The organism is Vibrio algarum (genome assembly GCF_028204155.1).
GTDB classification, from domain to species: domain Bacteria; phylum Pseudomonadota; class Gammaproteobacteria; order Enterobacterales; family Vibrionaceae; genus Vibrio; species Vibrio algarum.
In genome coordinates, this window is sequence record NZ_JAQLOI010000001.1 from 2,124,832 (window position 1) to 2,149,886 (window position 25,055).

The 25,055-nt window shown below is 40.7% G+C and carries 15 protein-coding genes and 3 pseudogenes; 6 read left to right on the plus strand and 12 right to left on the minus strand.

All coding sequences use genetic code 11. The annotated features are described in order from the left end of the window. Positions 1-20 precede the first annotated feature (20 nt). Positions 21-1,664: a pyridoxal-dependent aspartate 1-decarboxylase PanP gene (panP, locus tag PGX00_RS10020; RefSeq protein WP_272135785.1), complete on the plus strand. Its 1,644-nt coding sequence runs from the start codon at positions 21-23 to the stop codon at positions 1,662-1,664. A gap of 360 nt (positions 1,665-2,024) precedes the next feature. Continuing rightward, positions 2,025-2,879: a MurR/RpiR family transcriptional regulator gene (locus tag PGX00_RS10025; protein WP_272135787.1), complete on the plus strand. Its 855-nt coding sequence runs from the start codon at positions 2,025-2,027 to the stop codon at positions 2,877-2,879. Positions 2,880-2,988: 109 nt separating this feature from the next. Here the strand turns inward: PGX00_RS10025 and PGX00_RS10030 are convergent, their stop codons facing one another. Continuing rightward, positions 2,989-4,227 carry an iron-containing alcohol dehydrogenase gene (locus tag PGX00_RS10030; RefSeq protein ID WP_272135789.1) on the minus strand — a complete coding sequence of 413 codons (1,239 nt, stop codon included), beginning with the start codon at positions 4,225-4,227 and terminating at the stop codon, positions 2,989-2,991. Between the two features lie 295 nt (positions 4,228-4,522). Between PGX00_RS10030 and PGX00_RS10035 the strand changes: the two genes are divergently transcribed. Both PGX00_RS10035 and PGX00_RS10040 read left to right on the plus strand, forming a co-directional pair. Continuing rightward, positions 4,523-4,780, plus strand: a complete 258-nt coding sequence (locus PGX00_RS10035; RefSeq protein WP_272135791.1) for a GrxA family glutaredoxin — start codon at positions 4,523-4,525, stop codon at positions 4,778-4,780. A 194-nt stretch (positions 4,781-4,974) separates the two neighbouring features. Continuing rightward, a complete protein-coding gene (locus tag PGX00_RS10040) occupies positions 4,975-6,657 on the plus strand; it encodes an aspartate:alanine antiporter (protein ID WP_272135793.1) in 1,683 nt (560 codons plus the stop codon). Positions 6,658-6,796: 139 nt separating this feature from the next. Here the strand turns inward: PGX00_RS10040 and fabV are convergent, their stop codons facing one another. The 8 genes and pseudogenes from fabV to PGX00_RS10080 all read right to left on the minus strand — a co-directional run bounded on the left by fabV (position 6,797) and on the right by PGX00_RS10080 (position 18,924). Then, complete coding sequence (gene fabV / locus PGX00_RS10045; protein ID WP_272135795.1) at positions 6,797-7,999, minus strand: enoyl-ACP reductase FabV; 1,203 nt, start codon at positions 7,997-7,999, stop codon at positions 6,797-6,799. Positions 8,000-8,255: 256 nt separating this feature from the next. Next, positions 8,256-10,538 carry an acyl-CoA dehydrogenase gene (locus tag PGX00_RS10050; RefSeq protein WP_272135798.1) on the minus strand — a complete coding sequence of 761 codons (2,283 nt, stop codon included), beginning with the start codon at positions 10,536-10,538 and terminating at the stop codon, positions 8,256-8,258. Between the two features lie 100 nt (positions 10,539-10,638). Then, the gene (locus PGX00_RS10055) at positions 10,639-11,274 is read right to left on the minus strand and encodes a TetR/AcrR family transcriptional regulator (protein ID WP_272138019.1); all 636 of its coding nucleotides are present in this window, start codon (positions 11,272-11,274) and stop codon (positions 10,639-10,641) included. A 471-nt stretch (positions 11,275-11,745) separates the two neighbouring features. Continuing rightward, on the minus strand, positions 11,746-12,891 hold the full coding sequence (nhaA, locus tag PGX00_RS10060; RefSeq protein WP_272135801.1) for a Na+/H+ antiporter NhaA: 1,146 nt from the start codon (positions 12,889-12,891) through the stop codon (positions 11,746-11,748). Between the two features lie 224 nt (positions 12,892-13,115). After that, positions 13,116-14,234, minus strand: coding sequence for a lipocalin-like domain-containing protein (locus PGX00_RS10065; protein WP_272135803.1), 1,119 nt, complete (start codon positions 14,232-14,234; stop codon positions 13,116-13,118). Between the two features lie 2 nt (positions 14,235-14,236). Then, a pseudogene (locus tag PGX00_RS10070) lies at positions 14,237-16,689 on the minus strand (ABC transporter permease). Next, positions 16,670-17,341, minus strand: a complete 672-nt coding sequence (locus PGX00_RS10075; protein ID WP_272135805.1) for an ABC transporter ATP-binding protein — start codon at positions 17,339-17,341, stop codon at positions 16,670-16,672. Before PGX00_RS10075 ends, PGX00_RS10070 begins: the two are co-directional and overlap by 20 nt. 205 nt (positions 17,342-17,546) lie before the next feature. Further along, a pseudogene (locus PGX00_RS10080) lies at positions 17,547-18,924 on the minus strand (MATE family efflux transporter). 103 nt (positions 18,925-19,027) lie between these two features. Here PGX00_RS10080 and PGX00_RS10085 point away from each other — a divergent pair. Then, positions 19,028-20,485: a DUF2867 domain-containing protein gene (locus tag PGX00_RS10085; protein WP_272138020.1), complete on the plus strand. Its 1,458-nt coding sequence runs from the start codon at positions 19,028-19,030 to the stop codon at positions 20,483-20,485. Positions 20,486-20,562: 77 nt separating this feature from the next. On the opposite strand, the pseudogene PGX00_RS10090 reads toward PGX00_RS10085, so the two are convergent. The 3 genes and pseudogenes from PGX00_RS10090 to rsuA form a co-directional block, all read right to left on the minus strand. Further along, a pseudogene (locus PGX00_RS10090) lies at positions 20,563-21,212 on the minus strand (DUF2913 family protein). Beyond that, on the minus strand, positions 21,212-22,402 hold the full coding sequence (locus tag PGX00_RS10095) for a Bcr/CflA family multidrug efflux MFS transporter (RefSeq protein WP_272135807.1): 1,191 nt from the start codon (positions 22,400-22,402) through the stop codon (positions 21,212-21,214). The pseudogene PGX00_RS10090 and the gene PGX00_RS10095 overlap by 1 nt, the downstream one beginning before the upstream one ends. An 87-nt stretch (positions 22,403-22,489) precedes the next feature. Further along, positions 22,490-23,185, minus strand: coding sequence for a 16S rRNA pseudouridine(516) synthase RsuA (gene rsuA / locus PGX00_RS10100; protein ID WP_272135810.1), 696 nt, complete (start codon positions 23,183-23,185; stop codon positions 22,490-22,492). A 77-nt stretch (positions 23,186-23,262) separates the two neighbouring features. On the opposite strand from rsuA, the gene PGX00_RS10105 reads away from it, so the two are divergent. After that, positions 23,263-25,002, plus strand: coding sequence for a DEAD/DEAH box helicase (locus PGX00_RS10105; RefSeq protein ID WP_272135812.1), 1,740 nt, complete (start codon positions 23,263-23,265; stop codon positions 25,000-25,002). The last annotated feature ends 53 nt before the right edge of the window (positions 25,003-25,055 follow it).

Consider the following 25,055-nt stretch of genomic DNA (forward strand, 5'->3'; position numbering starts at 1 on the left):
ATAATAAATACGTCTTTTGTATGGTAACGGAAAACAAAACAGCAGATGTAAGTTTTGAAAGCTTGCTTCGAATCTTCACAATCCCAGAAGCCCCTGGCTCTGCACTCTCCAGAATAGAAGCAAAACTCTCGCAAAATTTGAATGAATTTTTGCGCGAGCATATTGTAGCTGAAGAAAAACCATTACGAGAAATTGAAAAAGATTTCTCTGAAGCCGCGATTCCTGAATCACCCGTATTTGTGTCTGATCATACTCAGCATTTACTGGATACACTTGTCTCACATTCAGTACACACATCTGCACCAAGTTTTATCGGTCATATGACCTCGGCATTACCATACTTTTTAATGCCGCTATCAAAAATCATGATCGCTCTAAACCAAAACTTGGTGAAGATAGAAACATCGAAAGCTTTCACTCCACTTGAAAGACAAGTTTTAGGCATGTTACATCGACTGATATACCAACAAGACGAAGCTTTCTATAGCAAATGGATGCATAGTGCTAAGCACTCGCTAGGTGCTTTTTGTTCTGGTGGGACTATCGCCAATATCACTGCACTTTGGGTTGCTCGTAATAATGCCCTCAAAGCTACTGACTCTTTTAACGGTGTTGAAAATGAAGGGCTTTATAGTGCAATGAAACATTATGGCTATGAAGGCTTGGCTATTTTGGTTTCAGATAGAGGCCACTACTCTCTCAAGAAAACAGCAAACATCTTAGGAATAGGCCAAGATTCGCTTATTTCGGTAAAAACCGATAAGAACAGTCGGCTTTGTATCCATGATCTCGAAGAAAAGATATCTCAATTAAAACACAAGAACATTAAGCCATTTGCAATAATTGGCGTTGCTGGCACAACCGAAACGGGCAATATCGATCCTATTCGTAAAATAGCCGAAATTAGCCAACGAGAAGGATGTCACTTCCACGTTGATGCTGCTTGGGGTGGTGCAACACTAATGTCAAATAATCACCGAGGCCTTCTCGATGGTATTGAACTCGCTGACTCAGTAACTATAGATGCACATAAACAACTCTATATCCCAATGGGTGCAGGGATGGTTTTATTCAAAAATCCTAATGATATGGCTGCAATTGAACATCACGCAGAATATATACTGAGAAAAGGTTCTAAAGACTTAGGTAGCCACACATTAGAAGGTTCTCGTTCTGGGATGGCTATGCTTGTCTATTCTAGTATGCATATTATAAGCCGCCCAGGGTATGAACTTCTCATCGATCAAAGTATAGATAAAGCAAAGTACTTTGCTGAACTGATAAATGAGCAAACTGACTTCGAACTAATTTCAGAACCGGAACTTTGCCTGCTGACCTATCGATATGTCCCAGCTCTAACGGCTAAAGCGCTTCAGGTTGCCGACAATGATCAGAAGAAAAAACTGCATCGTCTATTAAATGGCTTAACAAAATATGTGCAAAAACGACAGCGAGAAGAAGGTAAATCATTTGTATCGCGGACCCAACTTAACCCGCACAAATGGGATAAAATGAATACCATTGTATTTCGAGTCGTGTTAGCTAATCCGCTTACCACAAAAGAGATTCTCCAGTCCGTTTTAGACGAACAAAGAGAAATTTCTAATAACAGTGGCTCCTTGATGAAAGAAATTACTAAATTGACGCATTTAATTCTTAAATAGCTTTCAAAACTGTAATTTTTTTCGGCATCCTGTAACTATTGAATCAGGAAGGCGCAAATATTTACCAATTTTTGCGCTTTTTCTAATCTCATCGGTTCCAAAACTGAAATTTTGTTTGAACTTTGTCATAGATTAGCCATTTAGTCCCTCTTTTCACTCGCTTTTGTTTCAAGCTCACCGCCAGTTAGGTTTATACTTGTTGCAATCATTGTTTGTGGTAATTGACTTTACTTACTACATCTACGACCGCTTTTAGTCCTCGCCTATTGATGGACTTACATTTTTATATTTTAAATTTGTAACGTTGAATTGGCATCGAGCCACACACTTATTTAGCTGCATTAACTATTAGATAATATTATGAATACACTGGAAAAAATTCAAAAAAGCCTAGAAAACTTTAGCAAGTCGGAACGTAAAGTTGCTGAGGTTATTATGGCGTCACCACAAACAGCAATTCATTCTAGCATTGCAACGCTCGCTAAGATGGCCGATGTAAGTGAGCCTACAGTCAATCGTTTTTGTCGCAGATTAGATACTAAAGGTTTCCCAGACTTTAAACTTCATCTTGCTCAAAGCCTCGCAAATGGCACACCTTACGTTAACAGAAACGTAGAAGAAGATGACGGCCCAGATGCCTATACTCACAAGATATTTGAGTCCACAATGGCATGTTTAGATGTGGCTAAAAATAGCTTAGACGCAACTCAAATTAACAGAGCTGTTGATCTTCTGACTCAAGCCAAACGAATCTCATTCTTTGGTCTTGGGGCCTCTTCAGCCGTAGCTAAAGACGCTCAAAACAAATTTATTCGTTTCAATATCCCTATTGCCTCTTTTGAAGATATTGTTATGCAACGCATGAGTTGTATCAACTGCACCGACAACGACGTTATCGTGCTTATCTCTCACACTGGACGAACTAAAAGCATGGTAGAAGTAGCAAAGCTAGGCCGAGAAAATGGTGCTACTGTCATAGCGATAACATCGAAAGATTCACCACTTGATAAAGCAGCATCACTATCTATTACATTAGATGTGCCTGAAGATACAGATGTCTATATGCCAATGGCAAGTCGAGTTGTACAGATGACAGTTATCGACGTGTTAGCAACCGGTTTTACACTCCGACGCGGTTCTGGCTTCAGAGATAACCTACGCAGAGTAAAAGATGCGTTGAAAGACTCTCGTTACGATAAGATAACGCAGTTTTAGTACTCACCCTTGTTAAAAACCCCACTGTTGTGGGGTTTATAACATTAAGTGCTTGCCTTTTTTTATAGACTCTCCGAATTTGTTATTTGTCTTGTTTCTAAATCTAAACTCACACTTCTTCTCTCGACTGAAAATCAACCTCTTCAATCTCTACACTACTGCTTACCACAACATCATTATTTACATTACCGAAGTCTTCGCATGAACATACTTGTTGCAGAATAAAAATCAATCGCTCTTCATTTAATGGTAAAGGGTTACCTTTAATAGAAGAGGACTGCATTGCGTCTTTAGCCACTTTACTAAACGACGTTTTACAGATTCCAAATTCACTTAAATTCGGCAACTCAAGTCTTTCCAACATCATTTGAATCCAAGCAATGCTGTCAGGGTAATCGGCATTCGTGTTTTGAGTGACTATTTTTGCTATTTCTCGGTAACGATTAAGGATATCGCTACGTCCAGTCTCAACAGCCAATTTGATATTTTCATCCATGACAAAAGGAGCCAGTCTTGCGGTGATGATACTATGAGGCGCTTCAATCTTTCCGCCTAGAGACGAAGCTAAACCATGAGCGGCGCCCAAGTTAGAATTACTTATTGCCATCCCACCTAACATAGCTGCAAATGAGAGATCTGAGCGAGCTTTGTAATCGTTACTTTTGCAGCCTGGGATAATCGCTTTTGTCAGCCGCCTTAGCCCTTCCTCACAAATAGTATCGGTTAATGGATTTGGCTCTCCGCATACATAGGATTCCATTAGGTGAGTAAATGTTTCTAAAGCACCTCTGCTAGATATAGCAAGATTGGTATCATAGGTTAACGTTGGGTCAACGATCGCTACATCAGGTAAAATATCAGATGAACGAAGGCTTACTTTTACCTTATCTTGACCCGATCTCAAAACTGCTTTATTCGTTACTTCTGATCCCGTGCTCGCTGTTGTTGGAATGGCAATAAATGGAATTGGTTTGCTTTTTAGAGGGACACTTCGCCCGACCACTTCAACGTAATCGTAAACATCGCCCTGATTTGGAATAATCGCAGAAAGCGCTTTTCCCATATCGATAACACTGCCGCCACCTATAGCCACAACCATATCAGGTTTAAAGCGCCGGCCTACCGCCGCCGTTTCTTCAACCATCGTTATATTGGGTTCACCAATTATCGATACATGTTGGTAACGCATATTTTGGTTTTTCAGGTAACCGACAATAGGTGCTGCGCGAACCATGCTTTTTCCCGTAACAAGAAGAACGCTATATCCATACTGATTGAAAATTGATAGCGAAGAATTAAGTGCCCCCTCGCCAAAAACAACCTTAGCCGATGTCATAAACTGAAACATGCAAACCTCCATCAATAATTCTGAACCTAGGTTGCTAGAGTTTGAGAAAGAGTTTATTGATTTAGTACAATTCGAATGCACTCTCTAAATTGTAATTGTAAAACTATGTATTTGTTCACATTGTGTTGTCTTGTTTAATGCAAGATTTAACAATTAACACTTTCTAAAAACAAATGTGAATTAGTTCATCAATCTTTAGTGATAGATTATACCTATCAGATTCAAAGGGGATTCCATCTTTATTTTCTTCATCTAATCAGGCATAGTTAGCCTATAAAAAATTAGGAGAAAGATTATGTTTGTTGTTATTTTTGGTCGACCTGCTTGCCCATTTTGTGTTCGTGCAAAAGATCTTGCTGAATCATTGAAAGAAAGTCGTGATGACTTTAATTATCGCTATGTAGATATCCACGCAGAAGGTATTAGTAAAGCAGATTTAGAAAAAACCGTGGGTAAGCCAGTAGAGACTGTCCCTCAAATTTTCGTTGATCAAGACCATATTGGTGGTTGTACTGAATTTGAAGCGTATGCAAGAACTAACCTAGGATTGTAATTTACTCCTCCTGTACAACAAATAAGAGCCCTTTTTAGGGCTTTTTTGCTAATATCTGTTTCTTTTCTTTATAAACGGCATCCATTTATTCTAATAACCAAAAAAAGCATCATTTACACTTATCTTTTATAATTATTCAGATACAATCCGATAATAACTTCCCTAATTAAAACCATACGTTTTGAGTAAAAACTGTGAATATTGATGTTGCTCTAATCCTCAGCCAAAACCAAATATTACTTGTATTCCTCGTTCTTGCTATCGGCTTAGCTATAGGAAAAATACGGTTTGGTAGTTTTCAGTTAGGGAACTCTATTGGCGTATTGATGACGGCGCTAGTCATGGGTAGCCTCGGATTTTCAATTGGAAACGAAGCATTAACCATTGGTTTCATGCTATTTATCTATTGCGTAGGTATTGAAGCTGGACCTAACTTTTTTGGCATCTTTTTTAGAGATGGTAAGCACTATCTCCTTCTCAGTTTAATTGTGCTCATTTCTGCTATATCTCTTACCTATTTTATGAGCCGTTTTATCGGATTAGATTACGGTCTCTCAGCCGGTTTAATGGCAGGAGCATTGACGGCAACGCCTGTCTTAGTTGGCGCTCAAGATGCTCTGAATTCTGGCTTAGCAACGTTACCTCGCAATATGGATATGGGCTTAGTGCTGCAAAATCTATCCGTAGGCTATGCACTTGCGTATCTGGTTGGTTTAATTAGCATGATACTTTTCGCCAAGTTGCTACCTAAACTTCAAAAACAAGACTTACACGACAGCGCAGAGCAGATCGCACAAGAGCGTGGTATCGGCAATGCTGCTCACAGAAAAGTCTATCTACCCATTATTAGAGCCTATCGTGTTGGGCAAGAACTCATAAACTGGATCGACGGAAAAAACCTTCGTGAGCTAGGTATATATCGCCAAACAGGTTGCTACATTGAAAGAATTAGAAGAAACGGCATACTCGCCCATCCTGATGGCGATGCTATCTTACAAGAAGGTGATGAGATTGCGCTTGTTGGCTATCCTGACAGCCACGCTCGATTAGACCCGAGTTTCAGAAACGGAAAAGAAGTATTTGACCGCAATTTATTAGATCTCCGAATCGTGGAAGAAGAGATTGTAGTTAAGAGCGACAGTATCTCTGGCAAAAAATTGTCTGAACTCAACCTTTCAGAATATGGCTGTTTTTTAAATAGAGTAATTCGGGCTCAGATAGAGATGCCGATGGATCTTACTATCGTTCTCGCTAAAGGTGACATCCTTCAAGTTAGTGGCGAAAAAAGTCGGGTCTTAGGGTTAGCAGAGCGCATTGGTTTCATTTCAATACATAGTCAAATGGCCGACTTATTAGCTTTTTGTAGCTTTTTCATTTTGGGTATCCTATTTGGTTTGGTTACCATGACATTCGGCCAAGTGACGTTTGGTTTAGGTAATGCCGTTGGACTTTTGCTCGCTGGGATCACTCTTGGGTTCTTAAGAGCTAACCACCCTACTTTCGGCTATGTTCCTCAAGGCGCGCTGAACATGGTGAAAGATTTGGGCTTGATGTTCTTTATGGCAGGAATAGGTCTCAGTGCTGGTGGTAATCTTCTTACCTTTATGAATCAGACGGGTTTACAAATTATATTGATCAGTTTAATTGTCAGTGTTGTCCCCGTTGTGCTCGCGTATCTCGTTGGTGCGTATATCTTTAAGATGAATAGAGCCTTACTATTCGGTGCTATTATCGGCGCAAGGACCTGCGCACCCGCAATGGACATTGTTAACGAATACGCCCGCTCTACCATCCCAGCTCTTGGTTATGCCGGAACCTATGCTATAGCCAATATTTTAATGACACTTGCTGGTACATTACTGATTATATTAAGCTGATATCATTTGCGTTAATTCTGTGTGCAGAATGCTTGAGTAACTACCTACACTAAACAAAAGTGTTTCAGAAATACTTTAATGTATAAAAAAGCGCTCAAATGAGCGCTTTTTTAATTGCTGCTTTTCAATTAATATTTGATCAGATATCGATGACATCAAACTCTACAGCAGGGTTAACATCCGCTTCATAATCCACGCCATCAACACCGAAACCAAATAGTTTCAAGAACTCTTCTTTATATTCAACGTAATCTGTCAGTTCTTTCAGGTTATCTGTGGTGATTTGAGGCCAAAGCTCACTACAATAAGTTTGAATGTCATCACGTAGCTCCCAATCATCTAGGCGCAGTCGATTACTTTCATCAACCTGAGGTGCAGTACCATCTTGTTTATACAAGCGTTGGCTAAACATGCGTTGAATCTGTTCAATACACCCTTCATGAACACCTTCTGCGCGCATTTTCTTAAACACCATCGCAATATAAAGGGGCATAACAGGAATAGCTGAACTTGCTTGAGTTACAACAGACTTAAGAACAGCAACATTCGCGCTACCATTAGACTTAGCCAGTTTCTCGTTGAGTGCCTGAGCCGCTCTATCCAAATCCATTTTCGCTTTACCAAGCGCACCATCCCAATAGATAGGCCAGGTTAGCTCTGTCCCAATATAACTATATGCAACAGTCTTACAACCGTCGGCCAATACACCAGCATCAGACAAGGCATTAATCCAAAGTTCCCAATCTTGCCCACCCATTACGGTAATGGTGTCGTTAATTTCTTGTTCGTTAGCAGGCTCAACACTCGCTTCAATAATGACATCTTTATTGGTATCAACAGCTGTGGAACTGTAGGTATTGCCAATAGGTTTAAGGGTCGAACGGATAAGTTCGCCTGTTTCTGGCATTTTGCGCACAGGTGAAGCAAGTGAATACACCACCATATCAATTTGGCCGAGATCTTCTTTAATAAGATCGATGGTTTTTTGTTTTGCTTCATTAGAAAACGCATCACCATTTAAACTTTTTGCGTACAACCCTTCTTCATGGGCAAGTTTTTCAAAAGCCGCAGAATTATAATAACCGGCTGTACCCGTTTTCTTTTCAGTTCCTGCTTTTTCAAAGAAAACACCAATCGTTGAAGCTGCGCCACCAAATGCAGCGGTAATTCGAGAAGACATGCCGTAGCCACTAGAAGAGCCAACTACCAATACACGTTTTGGCGCATTGGTAATGGGGCCTTGAGCTTTAGTGTAAGCAATCTGTTCTTTAATGTTTGCTTCACAACCTACAGGGTGTGTAGTAGTACAAATAAAACCACGAATTCTAGGTTTGATGATCATTTTCAGCGTCCTTTAATGTAGGGCTTGGGCGATAATATTAACTTTGCCCTTAATATTCTGGCTAGAATAAAAGGTTAATCAAGAGATCGCATCAATTTTCTTACAAATTACTGTTAATTTATAAGTGGTTGGAGTAGTTAAGGTCTAAAATACCTGCAATTCCCTTTGATTCTGTTAAAAACAACAAAAGGCACCTCTATTGAGATGCCTTCCTTATACAGATTTACTTTTCTCTCTCAGCGCAAGCTAAACAGTATTAAGCAACGCTATTTAGTTTAGGTTCTGACTGCTTATGAGTTCTGACTTCAGTAAAGTCATGGCTAAAGTGGTCAACTTGAACCGCTTTAATTCTTAACGCTTCAGCGTCGTTAATTTGATCCACTTCTTTCTGAGTTAGCACACCTGTATCAAGTGCTTGTTGTAAGCGCTCAAGTAATAGGCCTTTTCTCATAACCTTGCCATCTTTAACACCCTTAATTAGCTTCCTTTCCAACCCTCGAATCTCGTACATTTTGATAAATGCACGCTCCATTAGACCTACTGCGTCGTCTTCTTGCTTACCTACATAACACAAGTGAGTTAGACGGTCGCGGTGCGCACCAGGAGTCATCAGAGACTCTGCAATCTTAACCGACAATTTATCTGCAGGTTTTTTAAAGTGATTACCTAGTGGGAAAACTAGGACACTTAACATACGGCCCGCAATACGATTAGGAAAGTTTGTATACGCCTCTTGTAAGGACTTAGATGCATTATATAGACAGTGCTGAATAGAATAGTCGACGTATACCAAGTCACTTTGTTGTCGACCTTCATCTTCGTACTTTTTCAGTACAGCTGAAGCCATATAAAGGAAACTGAGACCATCACCTAATCTTGCTGAGATCATCTCTTTACGCTTCAGGTCACCACCCAGAGTTGCCATCGCAACATCCGCACTTAGAGCTAATGCACGGCTAATACGTGTCAAATCTTTATAGTAACGTTTTGTAGGGCCACTCATATGCGCTTTAATAAACATAGACCCAGTGAGCCCTGCTGAAAAAGCACCAAAGGTATTTTTTAGACCATGTCCGATATGCTTAAATAACAACTCATCAAACTCTTCTGCACCTTGCTCTTGATCTGGGTTTGCTGCCGCCTCCATCTCTTTTAGTACATATGGGTGACAACGTGTTGCCCCTTGACCAAAGATCATAAGATTACGCGTAAGTATATTTGCCCCTTCAACCGTAATAGCAACAGGTGCACCAATATACTGATTAGCAAGATAGTTCATAGGGCCCTGTTGGATACCGCGTCCCGCGTGAATATCCATCGAGTCATCAAGTAACTTACGAGCCAACTCGGTCATATGATACTTAGCGATAGCAGTAACGATGCCTGGCTTTTCTTTAAGATCAAGAGAAGTAGTCGTCAATGTACGTGTCGCTTCCAACATATATGTTAGTCCGCCAATACGCCCCATTGCTTCCGCTACACCTTCAAACTTACCGATAGATAAGCCAAACTGCTTACGTACATAAGCATACGCACCTGTCGTACGGGAAGTCAGATGTCCAGTCGCTGTACCCATTGCTGGCAAAGAAATACCACGGCCCGCAGACAAACACTCGACCAACATACGCCAACCTTTACCAACGTATTCCTGCCCACCAATAACCCAGTCCATAGGTATAAATACATCTTCCCCACGAGTCGGCCCATTCATGAATGCAAGACCAAGTGGATCGTGACGCTCTCCAATTTCAACGCCTGGGTGATCCGCAGGAATCAGAGCACAAGTAATACCTAAATCAACTTCGCCGCCTAGTAACCCTTCAGGGTCTTGAAGTTTGTAAGCTAAGCCTAATACCGTGGCTACAGGCGCTAAAGTAATATAACGTTTATTCCAACTGATGCGCATACCGAGCACTTCTTTGCCTTCGTGCATGCCCATACACACCGTACCCATATCAGGAATACTGCCTGCATCTGAACCGGCTTCCGGACCAGTTAAAGCGAAACAAGGTATCTCGCGACCATCTGCAAGCCTAGGTAACCAATAATCCTTTTGCTCTTGCGTACCATAATGAGAAAGCAACTCACCAGGACCTAAAGAGTTAGGAACCATTACAGTTACGCCAGCACTGTTATTACGCGTCGCAATCTTAGTTACTATCGTCGAGTTAGCATAAGAAGAAAATTCTCTACCACCGTACTCTTTAGAAATAATTAGTGAGAAAAAACGTTCCTTAAGAATATAGTCCCAGACCTCTTTTGGAAGATCTCGATCTATCTTCACAATCTGGTGGTCATCAAGCATCTCCAACAAGGTTTCAACCTCATTGTCTATAAAAGACTGCTCTTCCTTTGTTAAAGATGGCTTTGGATAATGATGAAGCTTCTGCCAATCAGGAGAGCCAGAAAATAGGTCACCATCCCACCATACACTACCGGCTTCCATCGCTTCTTTTTCAGTGTCCGACAATGGTGGTAATACTTTCTTAAACATTTTAAATGCTGGGTCGCTTACCCATTTTCTACGTAGAGAGCACATAGTCCGATCCTTTTGTTCTATAGGTACTTTTATTATAAAAATAAGTAGTTAGTTATTGGTTAAGTCTTGTTTTTTTAACTATCCGTTTTTTTAGCAATCTTTACTCAGCAGCAACACCTGCTGCTAAATAAGGGATTAGTTGATTTATCACTACCGACGAATCAACCGATTGACCATAATCATTGATAGCTATCTCACTCAACGCTTGACTTGAGGCCATAGTGAACACACAAGTTCCTAAGGTAAAATGTAATCGCCAAAACAAAGTTTCCGCTGACAAATTAGGATTAGCTTTAACTATCAAATCAGTAAATTGTGTTAACACTTCGTTATAACGTGTCGTGATAAACCATCTTAGGTGCCCCTGTACATCGGTATAGCCTCTGCCGACCAAAGACATAAAACGAGATGCACCATGCGGCCGTAAATCATTAAGTTGCAACAGTGGTTTCTTTAAACAAGAAAACACCTCTTCCATAGAATAATTATCCTTTTGACTCAAAGTGAGTAACTCTTCGCCAACCGAAGGCATGAAAGCTTCCAAATATCTGTCTAGAACGGCTCTCACCAGTGTTTTTTTATCGCCAAAGTGGTAGTTAACCGAAGCCAAATTTACATTGGCCTTACTGGTAATCGCACGCAACGAAGTATCGTTAAACCCCTGCTCTGCAAATAGACTCTCTGCTACGTCTAATATTTTGTCTTTTGTTTTATTCTTCTGAGTCATTTCAATCAACCGTATTAAACAACTGTTTGAAATATACATTCATCACAGACTATTAACAAGTACGCAACATCACATTTATGATAATTTGTCAGAAAACTTTGTTGTAAATAAATTGAAATTAAATTGAACTGAATTTAAGAAGGCTGGTCATATTAATTGTAGTAAACAGAGCATTGTTAAGTTTAAGAAGGTTTAAACTTGGATTCATACTGCTTTACTCCACATACTGCTTTTTCTTATTAACTCCTATATTTGTATCGCCCAACCAATTTGGATTGGGCTTTTTTTGTCCATTCGATACTGTTCTTATCACTTCCGTATATATACTAACCATTGGTGTCTAAGCCAACATACCCATAGTGTTAACCAATCAAATTACCAGGTTTATATTGAATTCGTTATGTCAAAACCATATCGGTAGCAAATTCAGGGCAAAAAAACCTGAACCAAAAATGGTTCAGGTTTTTTTAATCGTTATTTCTAGGCTTTCTTTGGTAATGAAATACTCAGTAGGATATAGCCTATAACTGCTGCTGTTGTCGAGCCTAATAAAATCCCTAGGCGAGCGTAGGTATCAAAATCTGCACTCACTCCAACAAACGCCAATGAAGAGATAAAAATAGACATTGTAAAACCGATGCCACACAAAACCGATACGGCAAATATGTGCTTCATATTGACCCCATCTGGCAACTTGGCTATACCAGTTTTAACTGCTATCCAGCTAAAGCTAAATATCCCTAAAGGTTTACCAACCAAAAGACCGAAAGCAATACCCAGCGGTAGCATTGACGTTAATCCAGACAATGATACACCAGCCAACGATATACCCGCATTCGCGAAAGCGAATATAGGCAAGATTAAAAACGCTACATAAGGGTGCAATGCGTGTTCAAGATGCTTAAGTGGGGAGTGCTCGCCCTCTTTACCTTTAAGAGGTATAGAAAAGCCAATTACTACGCCTGCCAAGGTTGCGTGCACGCCAGATTTTAATACTGCTATCCAGAGGATTAGCCCAGCGATAATGTAATACGATAGTTTTGTTACGTTTTTAGAGTTCATCATAAACAAAACACCCGTCATGATGAAGCCTATAGTCAGGGCTAGTGTAGATAAATCACCACTGTAGAATAAGGCGATAATAACAACAACACCTAGATCATCTATAATAGCCAGTGCCAGTAAGAAAACCTTCAGGGCTACCGGAACTCGTTTACCAAGCAACGCCATAATACCAAGTGCAAACGCAATATCTGTCGCAGCAGGTATCGCCCACCCTTGCATAGCTTGTGGGTCGCCGTAGTTAAATAGGACATAAATTAGTGCAGGTGCCAACATACCACCAACTGCCGCTATTGCAGGAAAGATAGCCGTTTCTTTTGATTTTAATGCGCCTTCAAGAAGTTCTCTTTTTACTTCTAGGCCAATAAGGAGAAAGAATATCGCCATCAAGCCATCATTGATCCAATGCGAAACAGACATACCAAAGATGTAGGAATGCAGTATTCCATTATATGCGTCGCCAAAACCAGTATTTGCGACAATCATCGCTGCAGCTGCTGCTATAACGAGCAGTATTCCACCAGCTGATTCCATTTTAAAAAAGTCGCGGATTGCGTCACTCATTTATTTACCTCTGACTAAACTTCACTATTATCGTCGTATTGATTAACGACACTGTTATCGATTTTAAGTGATATTTACTTTGTGAATAGTATTACATAAGAATAGACACAGTCTATACGTAACGCGAAAGAAGGAATAATCGATTGTTTGGATGAATAAATTCGGTTTTTCCGAGCAATGGGCAAGTTTTGAACGTTTTTTATAGCAAAATATCGAGTGTTAGCTTAAAAACCAGTTAACTTAAGCATTCCATGCCCCACTTGTGTACCTATTGCAGACACGGGTCCTTGCCAATATGGGTTATAAAATGAATGCCAAAGGTCTTTACGCAACGGACTAACCGAAAACTCTAAGTTCAGCTTTTTAATGCTGAGCTTCCACTTTAACGGCACTTCTTTCCCGTTATCCATCTTTACGTATTCGACTGCAGACATGATTATGTCGTCGTCAGACAATCGTACCATTGAGCCATTTCTACCTACTAGTAATCCATAGTTATAAACTGGATAATTAGGGATGCGACTTTGAGTAAGATGAAGGTTTCGTCCATCAGATAGGTGAAGGTTAATAGTTACGTTTTGCTGGCCCTCAACAGCAACTAAATCGCTTCCCCACTCCTTGCTAAGCGAGGCTTGCCCACTAACATCCACTACTTTACCGTCCAATATAAGCTGCCCAGATGTACGTACAAACGGAGCATTAAACCCATACGTTGCGATAGGAATTAAGTCATGGTGTGCTTGATATCCACTTTCACCATTTAAGATAAAGGGGTTAAAAGATGACGAGTTTAATTTAAGGGAAAACTCATCTGTTTCAACATCCAGTATTCCCGGAAGCGGTGATAAACTTAACGATCTCCAACTCCAGTTATCTATCCATAGCCGAAAGGGCCTTGAACGGAACCCCGCCTGACCTATACCCCCTCTAGCAATACGCTGTTGTTTCCATACTTTATCTTTTGAGGTGATAATTACGTTAGATAAAAAGACTTGAGCGCTGTTCCAACCGGTTTTTTGGCTTTCATTTCTAGCAACACGGTTATAGTCCCATTGGAGCGAGTATATTTCTCCGTCTCCACCAACGAGGTTAGCGAAATAATGCCATCCTTCTTGTTTGAATTCGTTATGAAATGAAAAATCTTGAGGTAATGATAGCGAGTTTCCAGGTAAAACAGGCTCAAACACCGCTTTCTGATCATTAGCAAGCGCATAATCAATTGACTGTTTTTCAGTTGAATGATCAAGCGAGAAATAATACAAAGTTGCAACAGTAATGAAAGATAGAGCTACCCCTAACGCCGTGATATAGCTATATTTCAATTTGTCAGCGAGCTTCTTCATATTTATAGTGCGTCTCTCAGTGATTTCATCGGTGTCCGGCTAACCATACCTATAATTGGCAATATACCTGCAAGGATGAGCGCTAACATAGCCCAAGCAAACGTATTTAGATATTCCCAAGGAATGACGTACAAAGGCATGGTCCACCCAAAAGATTCCTTCAATACCACTTCTACCATTACCTTTGCTAATGCTAAACCAAGTGGCATAGCCACTAAGGCAGAAATTAGTCCAAACACAAATAGCTGCAAACCGCTTAGTGCAATTAGCTCAAAAGTAGATATGCCAAAACACCTTAGCAAGGCTGTATTCCTCTGCTTCGATATCTCCCCAGCCAAGGTCGCAAAGAAGATGCCACAGATAGCTATAAATAATGTCAAATTACCAAGTGTATCGGCAATAATAAAGGTGCGGTCAAATATGCGCATTACTTGTTTGTGGATACTATTGTTGTCATATACTCTATCTTTGGTAAGCGCATAGGTCGATTGCAAATGATCCAACAAAGTATCACTACTCGCTCCATCCTCGAGGATAACACCTAGCCCAACGTCACCTAAACCGCCATAACGACTAATCCAATTTCGATGAGACATCAATACTTGGTTGTAAGGGTTTCCGTAATCATAATAAATGCCCACAACTTGCCAAGTTTCTTCACTCGTGCCTCCCAACTGAATTTTATCGCCAGGGCGTAATTTATTTTTAATGGCCATGGCTTCACTTACCATCAACCCTTTAGAAACATTAAGTTGATACCAATAGTTTGAAATGGCTGTTTTGACTGGTACCGAATCCCTTTCATCAAGACTATCGCCTGTGCTCACTACCTCAATGACACCGGTTTTCGTGGGCAAATCAATTTCCCAACGCCACCATACATCTTTAACTTCAGGCTGCTTAGTCAGCCAATTGCTCATGCGTGCCGCAGAATTATTGGTTGGAAAAACATACATATCGGCAGCTAAACGCTGTGTCAACCAACTTTCTGTTGTTGCTCGGAAACTCCCAACTAAGGTTTCTACAGTGATATTAGCCGACATTGCAAGAACAAATGCCATAACGGCTACGCCACGAAAACTCATACTTGAAGCGGCATCTGAAAAAAACCAGCGAGCTTTAACCCAACGCAATGAAAACGAAAACGCAGTGAATAATTCAAAAATGACGAATGGCATGAATAACGCCACACTTAGTAACAACAGCGCGACAATGACAAATCCGTATTCTGGTGTAGCGGGAAGCTGAAAAAACCAATTGCCATTACCCCAAAAACACAGGCTATTATTGCCTGCCACGCAAACTCTTTACCTGCAAATCTAACTAATGAAAGTTTAGCTGAAAGCCTAATTGGTGGCGTTTTAATTAATCGAACCAAGGGCCAACTACAAGAAAGTAACGCACCGAAAACGGCCATTAGTAGGCTGTTTTTGCTCCATTGCCAGTGCCAATCAACGGTTAGAGATACATTGGCAGTATACAAATCGGCTAAAGTAGTTGATACAGAAGGCATCAGTTGATTAGCTAGCATCAGGCCAAATAGATTGCCAAAGAACCAACCTACAAATACGAATAATGTCAGTTCTATAGCGAGTGCTTTAGCTAAATGCCAACCCGAAACACCTGCTTGTCGCATAACACCTACAAGTGGTTGCCTTTGAATAAAAGAGAGCGACATAGCTTGGTAGAAAATAAATATCCCCACAACAAACGCAAGCATCCCCATTGCAGATAAATTTAGATGAAATGCTTTTGTAAGAGACTCTAACTCGGCTTTAGAACTTCTAGTCAATTCCATCCCATTAGGCAGAATACTTTTAAGCTTTTCGAGTTTTTCTTCTGGCATATCTTCACATGCAAGCAACGAAAACCCACCTGTATTGTTAATCTCTCTTACTTTTGAAATATCAGCAAGAATTCGCGTACCCGTTAGAAGTTTATTATGGTCAAGTAGAAGCGGCCCTATCTTGGTACCATTATTTAATTCAATAAAATCGCCACTACTTTTCCCTAGATAAGAGGCTAATTCAGCCCCCATAATTAATGGCTTAGATGACTGCATCAAGCGTAATATTGAGAGATCTTTTTCGTGATGAAGCGATGAGAGCCCTAAAATAGAAACAGGGTCTACACCAACTATGGAAAGATCTCGGCCTTTTTGGGTTTGTATTCGTAGATTGTCAAAAGGTACACATTGATTGAAACCTTCACGCCGAAGTTGAATATAAAAACCTTGTGGAATTTTATTCGCACTGTATTTGGGAGTAATGGCATATGGAAGAGGGTTTGAAAACAGTGTTTCACTGTGCATATAACTCTGTTGTGCATGTTGATTAACGGCTGCCACACCTACGTAAACAGATACGCCTAAAGTAAGCCCGAACCAAACAAGCAGCAACTGTAAAGGATGACGCCGATAGTGCCCTAGTAGTGCTTTAACTACGGGCAACAACATGCAACTGTCCTCCTTGAAGACGAACGCACCCACCCATATGTTGCGCAACCTTTTCACTATGTGTAACCAGCAGTAAAGTACAATTTAACTGCCTGGCTAGTGAGGTTAACAAACGCATTACTGCCTCTGCATTTCGTTCATCTAAACTGCCTGTGGGTTCATCTGCCAACAACAATTTAGGTTCCATATACAAAGCCCGTGCGATCGCTGTTCTTTGTTGTTGCCCACCAGAGACTTCTTCTGGGTATCGTCCCAGTAGTGGCATTAAATCCAAAGCAGATAATATTTGACGCCACAAACCTTTATCTTCGCGCAGCCCTTTTAGCTGCCTACAAAAGCGGATATTGTCAGCGATATTTAGTGTCGGTAGGAGATTATATTGCTGAAAGACATGACCAATATTGTGTCTTCGATACGCAGTTTTTTGTACTTCGTTGCTATCGTGCATCGCAAAATTTGAAAACCAAATTTTACCTGAATCCGTTGTATCTAAACCGGCGATAAGATTGAGCAACGTACTTTTACCTGAGCCACTCTCTCCCATTAATGCGAGTTGTTCACCTTGTCTTAATTTTAGATCTGCCCCTTGTAGTACAGGATGGAATTCTCCACCATCAACATAGCCTTTACATAGGTCGGACAGTTCTAGCATTAACTATACACTCGTATTAATGGATTTAGGGAAGATGAAGTTACACTAATTACTCACTTTTCGGAAGTATTTTACCTAGGTGATCACATTATTTTAAGCAAAATGTAACAATAAGATGATATAGGTCCGAAATCTTTCAAATTAAATTGCAATTCTTAAAAAACAGCAACAGAAGTGGTTATTATTTAGACAAATGTCAACAGTGTTATCTTTCTATAAGATTTCGAATCCATTTTCTACTTTTCAGTCGATAGACAGAGCTAAAGCACTTAATGCACTCTTCAAGAAGAAACAGAGCATAAACGTATTCAGGTTTTAACCCGAGATAAACTGCAGCAAAAGCAGCAAGCGGGATACCAATAAACCATTGAGATATTACGTCTTGGTATAGGCAATACTTAACATCTCCGCCAGCTCTTAATACCCCAACAACAAGCGTTAGAGGTATTGACCTAACCACCATCCCAAAACAAAGAATCAAAATAAACTTATCTGCCAACGCACGAGTTTCTACCGTCAATGCACTAAACGAATCTAATATTGGAACTTGGATAGCATAGAGAACAATCGCCGTGGTTAACCCCAGCAATATAGAAAGGAAAAGTAAACCAATAGACTGGTAATAAACTGCATCATATTTCTTCGCGCCTATTTGATTTCCGGTGAGCACTGCCGCTGCATTCGATGTGCCGATAAGCAAACTAATACCAATTGAATCCACAGGTGTCATTACCGATAATGCCGCTAATCCTTGCACGCCTGTTTGTCCCATAATCGCGTGATAGGAAAAGATACCTGCCGCCCAGGTAAAAAATTCAATGTTGTTGGCAGCGACAAACGAAGAAAGCGAGAAACTTTATCTATTGTAAAAGCGACTTTTACATCCGGTAGCTTGAAGGCAAGGAGATTTTTTGTTTTATATAAAAAAGCATATAAGCAAATAACTTCTATAGCACCACTTAGCACTGTCGCAATCGCTGCTCCTTTGATACCCATAGCTGGCAATCCAAGATGGCCAAATATGAGAACCCAATTTAGAAACACATTTGAAATGATACCAATACCGCTAAAGAAGGTGCTAACACCTGGACGATGCATTGCTCTAAGTCCTACCGCCATACTGCTTACGCACGCAACCGCGAACATACTTAATGATGTAATGACAATATATTCACTTCCTAAAGCAATAACTTGAGCAGAGTCCGTCGCTAGGCCCATGATCTGTTCTGGGAAAATCATAAATAAAATGACGGTTAATAGAGCAAAAGCATTAGCGATAATCCAAGTTAGAGCTGTACTCTCTTTAACACCATTTTTATTACCAGCCCCCAAAACTGTGCCGTGAGTAACGCACCACCTGTGTTTACACCGACCAACATAATCGTTGTTACAAACATTGCACGACTAGCAACCCCAACAGCTGCGATATCTGCCTCCCCAAGTTGACCAAGCATCAAAACATCAACCAACCCTCTACTAGAAAACATAATGTTCTGTAGCGCAATCGGCAGTGCAATAGCAAACAGACGACGTAAAAAATCGCCTTTTGTATACTTGTAAACTAATGGTAAGGTGTTGGTCATATAGCCTCATTAAAACGAAAGAATGCACATTGATTATTATAGAAGTTTAAGCAAAAGATTGGCCTGAATAATCGCACGGGCATTCTACTCCCATTAGTTTGGGATCACCACGAAAAGGAATGATCTAAATCGCTATGGAAAAGAAAAAATATTAGTTCTTGGCGCTTCTGGCTATGTCGGCTCACAACTCATTCCATTGCTTCTAGAACAGGGTCATTGCGTCACGGCAGCGGCTCGACAGTTAGAGTATCTACAGGCTAGAGTTCAACCTCATACAAACCTCACGACGGTTTACCTTGATCTGGTCGATAAAGAAGCGACTAAAAACGTGGTAAGCAATCATGATCTTGTCTATTTCCTCGTACACGGAATGGCACATGGACACGACTTTTTAGAGTATGAGATATCTTTAGCAATTAATTTTAAAGATGCTTTATTAAATAGCAACGTTAAACACGTGGTCTACCTAAGTGCCATTCAGCCACAAACTGGAAATTCAGAGCATCTACTCGCACGTAAAAAAACCGGAGAGATATTAAAACAAGCCGAAGTTCCTGTAACAGAGTTGAGAGCCGGTGTGATTATAGGCCCTGGTTCAGCAGCATTCGAGATCATGAAAGATTTCACCTACAACCTACCCATTCTTATTGCTCCTAAATGGGTTGACTCAAAAGCCAACCCAATTGCGCTTAAAAACCTCAATCATTATTTACTGGCTCAGCTTCAAGAGTCACCGACACAGAGTCACTACTATGAAGTAGGTGGTCCCGACATTCTTAGCTATCGAGAACAATTTGGTGTTATATGTAAAGCCATTCATCATCCTCTAAGGCTCTGGTCTACGTCATTACTCACTCCTAAAATGGCTTCCTATTGGTTAGGGTTAGTGACTTCAGTGCCAGCGAACATCGGTAAAGCCTTACTTGCCGGGCTTGAGCACGATTATGTTGCAGACTCACAAGAGATCCGTAAAAAGTACCCACAACCGTTGATATCCTATCAAGATGCGGTAGCTCAATCGATTGGTGCCGAGGGTGAGTTTATTCGGAGCAATATTTGGGGGTTTGACCCTGCAGCTCTTAATAGGTGGCAAGCAGGGTATGGTTATTATCCAAAGGATGCTGGCGCTAAAATTAAAACGGACAAAACGGCTGAAGAGTTGTGGCAAGTAGTTAAACAGATAGGCAGCCCCAAAGAAGGCTACTTTTTTGCCAATATTTTGTGGCGAACACGAGAATGGTTAGATCTTTTTGTTGGTGGCGGAATACCCAAACGACGCAGCCCTGCAGGGCCTGAACTTAAAATTGGTGACCATATTGACTCGTGGAAAGTAATCCGCTGCGAACCAACTCAGTTTATATCGCTGCTTTTCGGAATGACTGCACCGGGGCTAGGACGTTTAGAATGTACCATCAAAGATCACGGCGACTACCGAGAATTAGATGTGAGAGCATGGTGGCACCCTCAAGGGTTTAGAGGCCTACTCTATTGGTTTGCAATGATGCCAGCGCACCTATTCATTTTTAAAGGGATGGTAAAAGCGATAGTGAAGAAAGCCTAACAAGATTAAAACAGAGCAAATAAACAAAAGGTTGAACTCTATCTAGCGTTCAACCTTTTATAAAACATCATCCGCGCTTAAAAACCGATTGGAATCTCAGCAACCTGATTACCTTGGTTTTTAGGATAAATTAGATATTCCCCATGATATTTAACGACCGATTTATAATCGGTGCGTTTGTGCAGCATAAAACCAAAGTCACTGGCAAGTCGTACAAATTCTGCATGATGACCTCGCACAAAGAAACTCATTGGTTTTACTAATTCTGAACCGCCTTCAAAACAATCATCACACTGCTTTGCACAGAGCAAGAAAGAGTTATCGCCTTCGGTAAACACTTGGATTTTTTCAGTTAGTTCGAACTCGGTACTTACGCCCCAATTCGCTTTCTCAAGAACCTCTAAAAAGGCTTCAATATCTGAATCTAAAATTGCTTTTGGCTCTTTATCTATCGGGAGTAATTGGCCATAAAATTTTGAAATATTTCTAAAAGTGAACATCAATTCAGATTGAGTTCCTTTGCTTCTCCCCATTTTTTGCCAGCGTACGAGATCATCACGTACACAGCGATCAAACCGCTGAGTTTTTAAACTTAGAGTGACCCATCGCACCAAAAATAAGTATTGCTAACTGGAGTGTTGGCTACTTTCCCTTTTTTATGTTGTTGCTCTAACTCTTCAAGAGCCAAGTTCACTACGTTTTGTATTTCAATTGAATAGATAGCCATTAAGCTTTACGTCCTAAAAACCAATAAAAAACCGCAGACATTACGGCGCAAAGTGTCATTATCAATATCATGGGTAGAGCACTATCACTTGGTAGCATAGAAACGATAACACCGATAATAGACCCGACACCAAACCTTAAAGTTCCTGCAAGCGAAGATGCCGTACCAGCCATACTAGGATAAGCAGATAGTAGTATGGCCATTGAATTACTACCTACCGTTGACATCATACTGATATAAAGCATAACGAAGGGAACGATACCCCACAATCCTATATCCGCTAACCACCCAAAAAACAGCCCAACGCCAGCAATTAACTGAATACTGATAGCAAAAGAAAGCATCCAATTAGAGCTCACTTTTCTCACGATTCGACCATTAACTGTTGTCATAATAATTAGGCCAACCACATTTAAGCCAAACAAATAGCCAAATTGAGCAGTACCTACACCATAGATATCAATGTATACAAAAGAACCGGCGGTTAAAAAAGCAAACATACCCGAAAAAGAGAATGCACCAGCAAACATCAAGCCTAAAGCCACCGGATTTGTAAATAAGCGAAAGTAGTTTTGCATCGTTGTTTTAAAACGTAATTTCTGCCTATTTTCGGGGGCTAGTGTTTCTGGAATTTTCCAAATAATCGCAGCGATCACCAAGCCAGAAAACAGCGTTAGTACCCAAAATATTGAACGCCAACCAAACCATTCGGCTAAATGACCACCTAACATAGGCGCAATAAGTGGAGCCACCATCATAACTAAAGTTATAAAAGACATGGTTCGAGCAAAGTCTTCTTTTTCGAACATGTCTCGTACTAAAGCTTGGATAACAACCGCAGCAGATGCCCCTGCGAATCCTTGTGCGGCTCGTACATAGGTAAGAGATTCAATATCCGATGTTGTTGCACTAAAAATAGAACCAATAGCGAATAAGAGTACACCTATAATCAAAATAGGTTTTCGACCGTAGCTGTCAGAAAGAGGGCCGTGTAACAACTGACCAATAGCAAACCCTGCGGTATACATGGTTAACGTTATTTGGACAGCGCCGGGCTCTACGCCTAATTCTTTCGCTATCGTTGGCATAGCGGGCAAATACATATCAATGGCTAGAGGCGTTAACGCACCGATCGCACCTAGGATGATAAACATTAAAAGGCTGAGCTGAGTTGTATTGCTAGTTGTCATTCGAGTCCGGAATAAAATTAATTAACATATTTACTAAATAAAGATAGTACTATAGATTAGCGATTAATGACAATTGTCATACAATTGTTATTTCCAGACCGAGTCTACTTCTTCTTCTGTCAAATAGCGGTATTCTCCTAACTCTAAATCAGGATCCAGTTCAATAGCACCAACACGCTCTCTGTGAAGGCCTTCAACTTTATTTCCTAGCGCAGCAAACATTCTTTTTACTTGATGGTATTTACCTTCAACTATGGTCAATAAGACTTCATTCTCAGTTATGACTTCTAATTTTGCTGGCAATGTCAGGTCGCGCTCATTTCTCAATTCAATCCCTTGTTTAAATTTAGTGACATAATCGTCTTGAATAGGATCGGCAAGCCATACACGGTACGTTTTTTCACACTTATGTTTAGGTGACGTGATTCTATGAGACCATTTCCCATCGTCAGTAATGAGCACCAGTCCCGTTGTATCAGCATCCAACCGTCCGGCAAAGTGTAGACTTTCCATCTTTACCTCATCGAGTAAAACAAACGCTGTCGGGTTAAATCCATCCTCATGTGAACAAACATAACCATCTGGCTTGAACAGCATGATATATTTAGGCCCGTGAAGCGTTAGTTCTCGGTTTTGCCATTCAACAACGCAGGCGTCCGTTAATTTATGTGCACCACTTTTTAATGTGGTTCCATTAACCATTACGTCACCGCTTTTTATGAGTTTTGTTGCTTCTTTACGTGTTGCACCTAATGCATCACACAAAAATTTATCTAACCGCATGAATACCTCTTCTTTTGCTAGTGGGGTATTATAGGGATCTTTATCCAATAAGTTGAACTATTTCACACTTTTCCTCTATGTATAAACTTCGCCCTTACCAAACGGATTCTGTCAAAGCCGTCATTCACTATTTTAGGAAGCACTCTTCCCCCGCTGTCATCGTGTTACCGACTGGTGCGGGCAAAAGTCTCGTCATTGCAGAATTGGCGCGAATCGCTAAAGGGCGTGTACTTGTACTTGCGCACGTCAAGGAGCTTGTAGAGCAGAATCATGCGAAATATGAAGGTTATGGCGAGACAGGCGCTATATTTTCGGCCGGGTTAGGCAGAAAAGAGACCAACCAGCAAGTCGTCTTCGCCTCCGTTCAGTCCGTGGTTCGGAATTTGGATGCATTCGCAAACCAATTCTCTTTGCTGGTCATAGATGAATGTCACCGTGTTCCTGACAACAAAACGAGCAGCTATCAGAAAGTCATTAGTTATTTAACAGAATTAAACCCAGGTATTAAGGTTTTAGGCTTAACAGCGACCCCATATCGATTAGGAATGGGATGGATTTATCAATACCACACTAGAGGACAAGTTCGCAGTGAAGAGCCGAGGTTCTTTAGAGACTGTATTTTTGAGCTACCTATACGATATTTACTCGATGAACAATTTCTAACACCAGCAAAGATGATTGATGCTCCGGTGCTCAGTTATGATTTCTCAGCCTTAACGCCAACGAATCTTGGTCGCTATAAAGAGTCTGATCTGGATTTGGTGATAAAAAGCTCGAAAAGAGCAACACCACAAATTGTTGATCAAATTATCCAGATGAGTGCCGATCGCCAAGGCATTATGATTTTTGCAGCAACAGTAAGGCATGCTCAAGAGATATTATCTCTTCTCCCACAAGAAAGCTCAGATATCGTCATCGGTGACACACCAACCCCTGAACGCGACCGAATCATTCAAAGTTTCAAAAATAAAGAGATTAAATTCCTAGTGAATGTTTCCGTACTAACAACCGGATTCGACGCGCCACATGTGGACCTAATTGCCATTCTTCGTCCAACGGAATCCGTCAGTTTATACCAACAAATCGTTGGACGAGGGTTACGCTTGTCAGAAGGCAAATCCGAATGCCTTGTTTTGGATTACGCTGGTAATAATTACGACCTTTATCAACCGGAGGTAGGCAATCCACAACCTGACCCAGAAAGTGACATTGTCACAATACCCTGCCCTGCATGTGGCTTTAATAACAATTTTTGGGGTAAGGTAGATAACAACGGCTATTTGCTTGAGCATTATGGCCGACGTTGCCAAGGTTACCTTGAAGAAGAAGATGGCACTCGTGAACATTGCGGTTATCGTTTTAGAGCTAAATACTGTCATGAATGCGGCGCGGATAACGACATTGCCGCGCGCATATGCCACGAATGCGATGCAACCCTTGTTGACCCAGATAAAAAGCTACGAGAAGCACTAAACCTCAAAGACGCGTTAGTATTTGAGTGTAAAGATATGCAGTTAACTGTTCTAAAAAATAGCTCGGGTAAAAATCAATTGAAAGTCACCTTTATTGGCGACAACAACGCGCAAGTCCATGAATTTTGGTCTTTAACTAGTAAAAGACAAAAAGACGATTTTTATAAACGCTTCGTTAGGCCTCATTTAGCTGACCGACATCGTCCTTTTGATGAATCTTCTCCAACTCGCGTTGTTGCCAATCAACATCGCTTTCGATTACCCCTTTTTGTTATTGCTAGGAAGTCAGGTCGTTTCTGGAAAATGAGAGATAAAATATTCGAGGATGAAATTCGAGAAAAATAGCGAAATCAACCTAACTCTATTGCTCGAAAAAGGCAAGAATGGTAGTATCCGCG